This is a genomic window from Candidatus Arsenophonus nilaparvatae, from assembly GCF_045346035.1.
GTDB classification, from domain to species: Bacteria; Pseudomonadota; Gammaproteobacteria; order Enterobacterales; family Enterobacteriaceae; genus Arsenophonus; species Arsenophonus nilaparvatae.
In genome coordinates, this window is the sequence record NZ_CP158507.1 from 2097405 (window position 1) to 2107797 (window position 10393).

9 protein-coding genes are annotated in these 10393 nt (G+C 35.1%); 2 read left to right on the top strand and 7 right to left on the bottom strand.

Annotated features, from left to right (window positions below; translation table 11 throughout):
• Position 1: 1 nt before the first annotated feature.
• Both WH390_RS09955 and WH390_RS09960 read right to left on the bottom strand, forming a co-directional pair.
• A complete protein-coding gene (locus WH390_RS09955; protein WP_032114482.1) occupies positions 2-1468 on the bottom strand; it encodes an EscC/YscC/HrcC family type III secretion system outer membrane ring protein in 1467 nt (488 codons plus the stop codon).
• Positions 1465-1851: a hypothetical protein gene (locus WH390_RS09960; protein ID WP_032114481.1), complete on the bottom strand. Its 387-nt coding sequence runs from the start codon at positions 1849-1851 to the stop codon at positions 1465-1467. The genes WH390_RS09955 and WH390_RS09960 overlap by 4 nt, the downstream gene beginning before the upstream one ends.
• 204 nt (positions 1852-2055) lie before the next feature.
• Between WH390_RS09960 and WH390_RS09965 the strand changes: the two genes are divergently transcribed.
• Positions 2056-4854 carry a two component system sensor kinase gene (locus tag WH390_RS09965; RefSeq protein ID WP_032114480.1) on the top strand — a complete coding sequence of 933 codons (2799 nt, stop codon included), beginning with the start codon at positions 2056-2058 and terminating at the stop codon, positions 4852-4854.
• Positions 4855-4867: 13 nt separating this feature from the next.
• Here WH390_RS09965 and WH390_RS09970 read toward each other — a convergent pair whose 3' ends face one another.
• The 5 genes from WH390_RS09970 to sctR form a co-directional block, all read right to left on the bottom strand.
• Positions 4868-5512: a two component system response regulator gene (locus WH390_RS09970; protein ID WP_032114479.1), complete on the bottom strand. Its 645-nt coding sequence runs from the start codon at positions 5510-5512 to the stop codon at positions 4868-4870.
• Between the two features lie 167 nt (positions 5513-5679).
• Positions 5680-6729 carry an EscU/YscU/HrcU family type III secretion system export apparatus switch protein gene (locus WH390_RS09975; protein WP_032114478.1) on the bottom strand — a complete coding sequence of 350 codons (1050 nt, stop codon included), beginning with the start codon at positions 6727-6729 and terminating at the stop codon, positions 5680-5682.
• A 5-nt stretch (positions 6730-6734) separates the two neighbouring features.
• Entirely contained in the window at positions 6735-7517 is a 783-nt protein-coding gene (gene sctT, locus WH390_RS09980; protein ID WP_032114477.1) for a type III secretion system export apparatus subunit SctT, read from the bottom strand.
• 9 nt (positions 7518-7526) lie between these two features.
• Positions 7527-7787, bottom strand: coding sequence for an EscS/YscS/HrcS family type III secretion system export apparatus protein (locus WH390_RS09985; protein ID WP_032114476.1), 261 nt, complete (start codon positions 7785-7787; stop codon positions 7527-7529).
• Positions 7784-8434, bottom strand: a complete 651-nt coding sequence (gene sctR / locus WH390_RS09990; RefSeq protein ID WP_032114475.1) for a type III secretion system export apparatus subunit SctR — start codon at positions 8432-8434, stop codon at positions 7784-7786. Before sctR ends, WH390_RS09985 begins: the two co-directional genes overlap by 4 nt.
• 693 nt (positions 8435-9127) lie before the next feature.
• Between sctR and WH390_RS09995 the strand changes: the two genes are divergently transcribed.
• Positions 9128-10093 (top strand): hypothetical protein, encoded by a 966-nt coding sequence (locus WH390_RS09995; RefSeq protein WP_032114474.1) that lies wholly within the window; start codon positions 9128-9130, stop codon positions 10091-10093.
• Positions 10094-10393 lie beyond the last annotated feature (300 nt).

Sequence of the window (10393 nt, forward strand, 5' to 3'; positions counted from 1 at the left end):
ATTAACCTCCTTGATTGATAGGCTCTGCTTTAATTAAAAACAGACGTATCACACTCTGTTTGCTACGATCTTCACTCCTGAATAAACCGCCAATCAATGGCAAATCCCCTAATAATGGAATTTTATTTTGCACCGTTTGGTCTTTATCTTGAACAAAGCCACCGAGTAATAAACTTTCACCGGTATTCAGTGTTGCTTGCGTTGCTATCTCTGAATTCTGTACTTGCGGTAATGGTTCACTATCATTAATCGCCTTCGCTTGCTGACCATCTTCAATATTGAGCGATAACATCACTTTTTTGCGACCATTGCTGTCAATCAGTCTGGGAGTGACACGAAGTAATGAGCCAGCAGTTACCGATTCCAGTTTTGCGACCTTATCACCCTGTAATTTAGTATAAAAAGTGATATTTTTATCTAACACGGCTTGAACATTATTAAGCGTTACAACCGATGGGCGAGAAAGTATTTTCGCCTTAGAAGTTTTCTCTAATGCATTCAGCCGCACCATAAAATTGCCGGTATTGCCAATGACAGTTGAAAAATTATCACTGCCTGATGTACCTTGGTTAAAAGAAATCGAGCCACCACCAATTTTGGCATTTGCCGACCAGTCAATACCTAACTGATTAAAATCTGATGCATCTACATCAATAATCGAGACAGAGACTTCAATCATGGTTGGTGCGATATCAAGCTGTTTAATTAACGTGCTATAAAGCCCCATATCGTGCTTATTACTGCTAACTACTACCGCATTCTGCCTTGGATCGGCGGCAAATGACGTTATATCTTGTTGTGCATTTACGCCACTGGCATTAGTTTGATTCATCTGTTTTAGAACACTAACGATACCTGGCACGGTCACATTTTGTTTGCGATATTGATAAATGGTATCCGTTGCAGAAGCATATTTAAGCGGAAAAATGCGAATTAAGCGCTGCGTTTGAATGTTTTGTTTTGCTTCTTGATCAACCTGATTAATAAATCGGGTTACTTTATTAATACAATCTGGGACACCATAAACCTGTAGTGCATTTAATCCATTAATCGATTTAACTTCACAACTATTTTTATCTAAAAAACCGGCTTTTCCCATATAGTTCAGCGCACGTTCACTTGATAAAGCACTAAGAGAAACGATTTGATTGTTCATTTCCTGTGCTTTATAAGCATGTAATACATCACCATCGTAATACCAAACTAAGCCATACTGGTGCGCTAAAAATGCCAGAATTTCCTGCGGTGTTTTGTTTTCAATTCGGCCACTGAAGGTATCTTGTATCTGTGCACTAATATCCATAGGAATACCATAAGAATTACCAATATCTCTTATTACCGATGCAAGCGGTGTCCCACGACTCACATAAACGAAGGGGTCACTGTCCTGCCAATGGATGGAAGAAATTGATGCCGCCTGTGCAACCGTTGTGGTTAATAAAAATAAGCAACAGAGTTTATTTTTCATCTTTTTATACTCCGATAGCGCAATGGTGGTGATGCCACAGGTTGACACAAACCTTCTTCCAAAAATTTAGCAAATGCCAGATGACTACAAATAGATTGAATAAGTAGATTATCATCAATATCTTTATCATAGGCTTGCCAGAGCACCCAATAAGAGTGTCGATAATCTAGCCCCATATTCCTTCCTTCTGGACAGCAAACAAGCACTAAACTTGCTTGTTGATACCAAATTTTGTTATCTGGCGGTATTATCTGAACACCAACTGTGGCACCAAAAGAAGATGATAACCAATTTGCATTTCTGCCCGCACAAATTGCGTTCCAATCGCTTTCTGCTTTTTCAACAACTTCAAACAATCCAGTTGCTGTAAATCTTTTTATCATCGTCTTGTCACCTTTTTTATCTGTTAACAAGTATGAGTAATACAATATCTTTGGCGTATCAGGTAAATACCTTAATCTCATAGTTACCTAAACAGATTAAAAATAAATAGAGAAATTAGAGTAGATTCTTAACCACAATTTGCGTTATTGTTAATAAATTGTATGTGTGTCTATGTGCATACGTTCTAGGATAAGAGAGTAATTATGAATACACATTGGTGTTCATCCTTAGTGACTAAACTCACCTTTGCCTTTATTTCGGTACTCATTAGTTTATGGATACTTATTGAAATAAATTTTTATAACAATATTTATAGTGGTGCCATACAACATATTCTTATGACCTATCACCAAACGAGTGAAATTCGGGCTCATTTGAATCGCAAACTATTTCAACAGTCAATTACTGACATTCAGCAATTGGAACGCCGTATTAGTGAATCCCAGTTTGAATGCCTACATTTTCTAGACAAACATGAACTAGTTGCCCGCCAAATTAATATTGGCAGTCATCCGATAGAAACAAATATGACTAATCTATGGGCGCTACAAACTTTTGGCACCTCAGGTCAACAAAGATATATTGATACGTTTATTATTGAACCCGGTAAGAGTATCGCTATTTATGCGTTATCCACTATAGAACGTAATAATTTAACCAAACGAATAGCTGAAATTACCGCATTAGCCAAGCAACCAACAACAGATGGTTTTCGTTGGAGTGAGCCATTTTATGATACCGTTAGCAAACGTGCTTATGTACTGATGAGCTACACACCGCCATCGCAAAAACCTAATCATCAACAAGTCGGCTTTGTGATTGATATCAATGATATGTTAGATGTTTCTAATATTTATCATGCCAGCGATATCAACTTTTTCCTTACTCCCAAAGGCGTTTTATCATTCAACGATGAGTTAAATATTTCTAAGAATGAGATGGCCGATATCAAAATGTTGATACCAACTTATACTCATCTGTTAGGATCGCTTTATGGGATCGATATTGGCAATTACTATGCCATATCAGAACAAATCGATGGCCCAAATTGGCAGCAAATCACATTAATACCGAAGGATCGTATTAAGAAAATTGCATATACTCCTTTTCTCCATGAATTGAAATGGTCATTGTTATCATTTGCTATTATGACCATTGTGATGTTGTGGATTTTGTTGCAGTACCTGGCAAAACCAATTCGCAATTTTGTTAATATTATTAAACAAGATGTTCAGCCGACCTTTAGTCGCCGTTTACCTGAGTCACGTAAAGATGAACTTGGTGATATTGCTCGCGCTTATAATACGTTACTTGATACTATCAAACATAGTTATGATGAATTAGAAAATAAAGTTGCAATTCGAACCATTGAACTGACTGAAGCCAAACAATTGGCCGAGCGAGCTACAGCGCGCAAAAGTGAGCATCTTACCACTATCAGCCATGAACTACGTACACCACTTAACGGCATCACAGGATCGTTAGAATTACTGCAAACTACGCCGCTTTCCGAAAAGCAAGCTAATTTACGTAATACCGCCTATACCTGTGCTAAATCGTTGCTCAGTATTATTAACAATATCTTAGATTTTTCTCGTATTGAAGCCGATCAGGTTGAATTAAATCTTCGCCGCTACCCAATCCTAAAAATTGTCGATGATGCGATGGTCACCATTCAGCCCCATTTAATAGATAAACCAGTTAAATTACACTGCATAGTCAATAATGATGTGCCAGAATCTTCGAATTTAGATTCATTAAGAGTGCAGCAAGTTTTAGTTAATCTTCTGGGAAATGCGGCAAAATTTACTGAACAAGGGCATATCATACTGACGATTAAAGTAGAAGAAAATCAGCTCTGTTTTTATATAAAAGATACCGGCCCGGGGATAAAAGAAGAAGATCAGGCGTGTATATTCCAACCTTTTGTGCAGTCATCACATTCTAAAGTTGGCACAGGGCTTGGTCTTTCCATTTCTGAAAAAATCGCCGTTATTATGGGCGGCAATATTACCCTGAAGAGTGATTATGGCTATGGCTCTACATTCATATTTCGTATGCCTTTACTCGAACCAAGTTCACCCATGTGTTTACAACCAGAACCTATCGCGGCACCACATAAACTACATGCACAAATTACTTTGTGGGGGGGTAGAGCTAAGGAAGGAAAAAATTCATTACTTGAAAATGAAGAGTTAACCTACTTGCCATGGCGATTATGGAAACAGCTATATGAAATCCAGCACGGTATTTCTCTGCCCTCTTCATCAATGCTATTCAAAACAATAATACCCTGGAAGCTGAAAATTCTGTTAGTCGATGATGTTGCCACTAACCGTGACATTATTAGCCAAATGTTAATTGAACTTGGCCAAATGGTTTATACTGCGGACAGTGGTAGAGCAGCGCTTAATCTAGGTAAAAAGCATATTTTTGATTTGGTATTAATGGATATACGGATACCCGATATTGATGGTTACCAGACGACTCAATTATGGCGTAAAAGTAAGGTCATTCTGGATACTGAATGCCCAATTGTTGCGCTTACCGCCAACGCTAATCCAAGCGAACATGAAAAAACCATATCATTAATGAACGGCTATTTGACTAAACCCGTGTCACTCGAGCAATTAGCTCAATGCATTGAGATGGCCGTCGAAATTCAGATCGATCGCGATATGCAACCCGAAGTTAACTGCGATAATGCTGAACCGATTATGAAATTTTCTGAAGACGAGTTTAATCAACGGCTAGCTCAGCACTTTTCTGATATGATCAAACGTACTCAACATTGCTTACAAACGCATAATTGGGAAGATCTACGAAACATTTTACATAACATAAAAGGTAGCGCAGCCCTTACCGGTTTTGAAAACATATCAAAAACTGCAGCAGAATTAGAAAAACGTCTCGAATCACAAGGACATTTTTCTAGCGATGAACTTGAGGTGTTATTAATCGCACTAGAATATAATCAATCACTAATTCATCACGGCCCGTAACAGGGCCAAGCTGTTAGAATCCCATTCTGTGCGCCCATTTCATCAAATCTGCTACATTATGCGCATCGAGTTTCCTCATAATATTCATTCGATGAGTTTCGACTGTTTTCAAGCCGATTACTAATGCTTCTGCAATATCACGATTACGCCTGCCCTCAAAAATAAGTTTAAGCACCTGTTTTTCCCTATGGGTTAATACCGGAATATCCCCATTTTCAACCCCTTTTAACGCAACAATTTTTGCTGCATCCAAATTAGGATCGATGAAAAACTTACCTCTACCGACACTTTTAATTGCCGCTATCAGTGTACTTTTAGAGCCATGTTTTAATACATAACCATTAGCGCCAGCATCAAGGGCATCACGTGCTTTCCGTTCTTCTTCGGAAGCAGTCAATACAATTACCATTAATTTTGGCCAACGTTTTCTTAATTGGCGAATAGCTTCAACGCCACTCATGCCAGGTAAACTAAGATCCATTATCACTAAGTCTGGCTGTAATTTTAAACATGCATCATACACACCAAGACCATCAGTAACAAATCCAACTAATTCCAGATCGGAGTAGGGGGCAAGACAGCTTTTTAAGCCATCAAAGATCAAGTCATGATCATCCACCACAACGATCTTGATTCGTTTCAAATCCCCAGTAATCATTTAACTTCCCCATCTTGGTTTTTGTCACACTTGATACTCTAAATTCATAACCTCAAGCGATGGAGGAAACTACTTTAACAAGTAAAAACAATGCAACTTATTATTCATTATAGTGCTTATCATTTCTACAACTAAAAGAGTGATAAGTTTCAATTTTTTATAAACAATTAATCATCGCTATCGTAACGAAGATCCATGACTAAACGCAATAGCTCTGCAACCGGTTCAAACAAACTCTCAGGGATTATTTGCCCCCTTTCTACTTGTTGAAATAGCGCACGAGCCAGTGGTATATTCTCAACCATTGGAATACCTGCTTTTTCAGCGAGTTTCACAATATGCAAAGCCATATTATCTTGAAATTTCTCAACAACTTGAGGTAATGGAGTAATGCCAGGTTGGTAATAAAGACAAACGACAATATGGGTTGGATTACGAACAATCACTGTCGATTTTCTTACATTCGCAACCACTGAATTACTCGTTATTTCTCGTTGTATTTCACGACGCTTTTGCTTAATTTGAGGATTACCTTCTGTGTCTTTAAACTCTCGCTTTGTATCCTCCTTCGACATTTTTAACTCTTTCATAACATGATAATATTGAAATCCGTAATCTGCTATGGCAAATACAATATAACAAACTAAGAATCCTCCCCATAACCATTGAATTAACGTAAACGTTACCATTACACCACAGTCAATACCACAAGTTGGCAAGTATTGAAATAGGTTTACATAATAATCTAATAAATAATAAAAAACTAATGTCAGCACAATAACCTTTAAAATATTCTTTCCAAACTCAAATAGATTTTTCATCGAAAAAATCTGTTTAGCATTTTTGATTATATTCATCTTATTAAAACTAAATGCCAAACTTTTATGCGCCCAAATTGGCCCAGTTTGAACTATACAGCTTAAGCAGATTGTGATAATTAATACCACCACCAGGCCAACCATAAAACGCAACAACAACATGATAAAGGAACCAATAATTGTTTTAGCAGCAACATCGATCGGTAAAGAAAGTGAGCGTACAGTTAAAATAACCAATTCGCCAATCGCATTAAATAAAGCATGTCCTTCAACAATTAAATAGCCGAGAATGACTGCCATTTTTAATACTGTCACTATTTCATTACTTTTAATGACTTGTCCTTTTTTACGTGCCTCATTCATCCGCTTTTGTGTAGGCTTTTCCGTTTTTTCAGCCATTAATATCATCCTCGCCAAAGTTGGAATAAAGTTGAAATTTGTTTTTCAAATAGTTGGATCTTCATAAAATAGTGATCAAAAGCAAAATACATACTCACCAAAAGAAGAAACACAACTAATACACTTTTAATTGGCATAGATAGAAAAAACACATTAAGCTGCTCTACCGAACGATTAATCAATCCTAATGCAACATCAACTAAAATCATTACCACTATGGCTGGCATTGCAAAACTCATACAGAGTTCTAACATCATATGCCACTGTTGCTGAATGAATAGCAACATTGAAGCATTAAATGATAACGGTGCATTTGGCGGTAATACATTATAGGAATGGTAAAGCGCGGTAAGTAACGCATTGAAACCACCGGAAACCAAAAACAAGACACTCAATATTTGGGTAAATAACATGCCAAAAATTGAAGATTGTAATCCCATTAAAGGATTTAAGATGGTTGACATCGAGGCACCGCGCAACGTGTCAATAATAAATCCTGCCATATCAATAGCCCAAAAAGGAATAGCTGCACAAAAACCAAGCACTAATCCAATAAGCAATTCTTCACTGTATAGAAACACTATCTCTGTCACAGTCTGATGGGTCAAATCGATCGGCATGGTCTTGATTATCGGAGCAATGGGCAAAGCAAACACTAATACCAGGCTGTTACGAATCAAGCTACTACCCATTGCTCCCCCTTTAAACAGTGGCAATAATAGTAACATTCCTAGAGGTCGCATCATGCTCAATGCCAACCAAGGCACCATTTGCATTAGACTATTCATCTAATCCTCTTATTTACCTATTTGATCAAAAGATAAAATAGCGTAGTTAAGTAGCGCACTCCCCATCCAGTGATAACTTACCGCCAAGGTAATACACACAGCCACTAATTTAATCAGAAATTGCAATGTCTGGTCTTGGATTTGTGTGAGCGCTTGTAATATACTCACTAATAGCCCAGTGACTGATGCTACTATTACAATCGGTAATGAAAGCAGCAGCACAATCCATAACAACTCCGAAGTAAAATGAATTATGGTGGACTCATTCATGAAAAAGACACCATCAATTGACCAATAAGTTTGTCCCAGCCGCCCATCAAAATAAAAATTAATAATTTAAAAGGAAGCGCTATTGTCATTGGCGAAACCATCATCATTCCCATTGCTAATAAAACATTAGAAACAATAAGATCGATCGCAACAAACGGGAGATAAATCAAAAAACCAATTTTAAAGGCTGCAATAAGTTGACTCATGGTAAATGCAGGAACCATGACTAATAAAGAGTCAGGAGATAATGAAGTTTGATATTGTTTAGGCCAAATTTTATAGCCTATTTGAGTAAAAAATTTAATTTGTTCTTCGCTGGTATTTTTTTTCAAAAAATCTTTATATGGCGCGATAACTGATGAATTTATTTGTTCCAAAGAATCAACAGAATTCCAATCAATCGGCTGGGCTTTAATATTATCATGAATTGCAAAACCAACGGGTGCCATCGTAAATAAAGTCAATATTAATGCCAAACCATAAATAGCCATATTAGGCGGAATTTGCTGTATGCCTAACGCATTGCGTAACATTGATAAAACAATCGAAATTTTTAAAAACGAAGTTCCCATTACCGCAAACAAAGGCATTATGGATAAACAAAAAAGCACTACAATTAATTGCATCGGATTATTAAATAACGACATAATACCTCCACTAACTCTATATAAATAGAGTATCCATGGTACGATGAAGCGAAAATATCCGGTAAATACCTGAGAACAGTTAAAGAAAAAATAACTGTTTTATAAAAAATTTGAAAACTATTTCCCTCAATGAATGATAATTATTTACCATAATTTATTTAAAATGATATATATTTTTCATTAATTTGTTAAATAACAAACTGGTTATGAACAATAAAGTCCAAATATATTTTATTGAATAACAAAAAAACATATTTTAAGTTTATTTTTAACATAAATATAAAATTTATTTTCTGTAACAAAATGAAATTGCAACTTATTTTAAAATAAAGTTCCTTATAAGCTTATAGTCAATTTTTATTATTTTCGCATTTTTAAACATAACCATTTAATTTTTTTTTGATCAGAACGCTATTTTATATTGTTAATTTATTATATAACGATAGAGTTATTTTACTGAAAACGTCTTTATCATTATAAAAATGATATTAAGTACATTGATATTTGATGCAAACGCATACTTAATCTATTTCAGCAAAATTTTTCTCTGTTTTTATCTTTGAAATGAAATTTTATAAAATCTCAGTAGTTTACTGGATATAACTGTATAAATTCAGCTGCTAACTTCACTTTGCTATACCATGGAGTAAAGTTATTTATTAAGAAAAATAAATTATAACTAGGGAAATTATAATGTCATTTATTCTTTCAACACCAAATAATCCCTTAGCAATCAATGACTCCAGACTTAACACAGTTAAAGAAACTAAAGAAAAGTCATTAAAATACAAAGGGAAAATTAATGTTTATAAAAAAAGCAATAAATCTATCAATAATATTAATCTAATCACGATTGATACAGATAATGCATTTAAGGGATTTTTAAAATTAGAACCATCTGTTTTAAAAAAAAATAAATTAAAATTATCTGGACAAACTGAAACATTTATTATCAATAACATACTGACTGATCAAATAAATATTTCAGACAACAATTCAATCGAAGAAATAGCAAAACTGGATGCTGAAATTACACTACAGTATGCTAACTTTCAAAGTTTAACCAACTTAGCTTCGTTATCAGAAGAGCTAGCTAATATGTATCATCAGATATATTTACAAAAGGCCAGAGAGATAAAAGAAGTAGAAGACATTAAATTAGAAGCAATAATAGAAAAGCAAAATATTAATGAACTAAAAAACTATTTACAAAAACTACATAGTTATAATAGAAAATTACAAGGAATAATTATTCATAATTTGGAACTATTACCGACCCCATTAGGGAAAACATTACCATTATTAACTAATAAAAATGCAACTGCCATTATTAAAGATGCTATTATAGAAGCAAGTTGCCCACCTAAGAATATATTTACTCGATTAACTAAATTCATTTTTCCCAAGTGGTATGAGCAGCAGCAAAAAGAGATATTAAGCTATGAAATGAAAATCGGGAAATTGCATAATTTAGTTTTACGTCTGCAAAAAATAAAAGGCTTCGAAGATGTTGCTGGCGCTGCTTGGTTACACGCAATGGTGCGCCAACTATTTCTGCAAGCAACCCCAAAGCCTTATCCCTATGATCCGTTAAAATTGCTTTCACCTGAACATCGCTTGTGGTGCCAAAAATTGAAAATATGGGGAATTACCTCTTAATTATGGTTGTTGCTCGTGAACATCTAAATAAGTAGGGCTACAAACTTTCTGTGTTAATACAAAACTTATTAAAGATTTTTTAAAATTGGCAGATATCCCAACTCAACCCAGAATAAGATATCTCATCGAAAATAATAGATCAGGCAAAAGTAACGCTAGTCTAGTTATTCAATAGCAAAATCCAATATTGTGTTAATAGAACTGATGATGAGCAAAATAACTTAGTATTTAACAGTCTTAATAGTTAAAAATGCTAATTCAAATGGATGCAGAAACATAATAAAACAGGGGAAATTTAAT

Bases quoted from the DNA above. Each gene is read 5' to 3' on its own strand.
- WH390_RS09955 (WP_032114482.1), bottom strand. From the start codon at position 1,468: ATGAAAAATAAACTCTGTTGCTTATTTTTATTAACCACAACGGTTGCA.
- WH390_RS09960 (WP_032114481.1), bottom strand. From the start codon at position 1,851: ATGATAAAAAGATTTACAGCAACTGGATTGTTTGAAGTTGTTGAAAAA.
- WH390_RS09965 (WP_032114480.1), top strand. From the start codon at position 2,056: ATGAATACACATTGGTGTTCATCCTTAGTGACTAAACTCACCTTTGCC.
- WH390_RS09970 (WP_032114479.1), bottom strand. From the start codon at position 5,512: ATGATTACTGGGGATTTGAAACGAATCAAGATCGTTGTGGTGGATGAT.
- WH390_RS09975 (WP_032114478.1), bottom strand. From the start codon at position 6,729: ATGGCTGAAAAAACGGAAAAGCCTACACAAAAGCGGATGAATGAGGCA.
- sctT (WP_032114477.1), bottom strand. From the start codon at position 7,517: ATGAATAGTCTAATGCAAATGGTGCCTTGGTTGGCATTGAGCATGATG.
- WH390_RS09985 (WP_032114476.1), bottom strand. From the start codon at position 7,787: ATGAATGAGTCCACCATAATTCATTTTACTTCGGAGTTGTTATGGATT.
- sctR (WP_032114475.1), bottom strand. From the start codon at position 8,434: ATGTCGTTATTTAATAATCCGATGCAATTAATTGTAGTGCTTTTTTGT.
- WH390_RS09995 (WP_032114474.1), top strand. From the start codon at position 9,128: ATGTCATTTATTCTTTCAACACCAAATAATCCCTTAGCAATCAATGAC.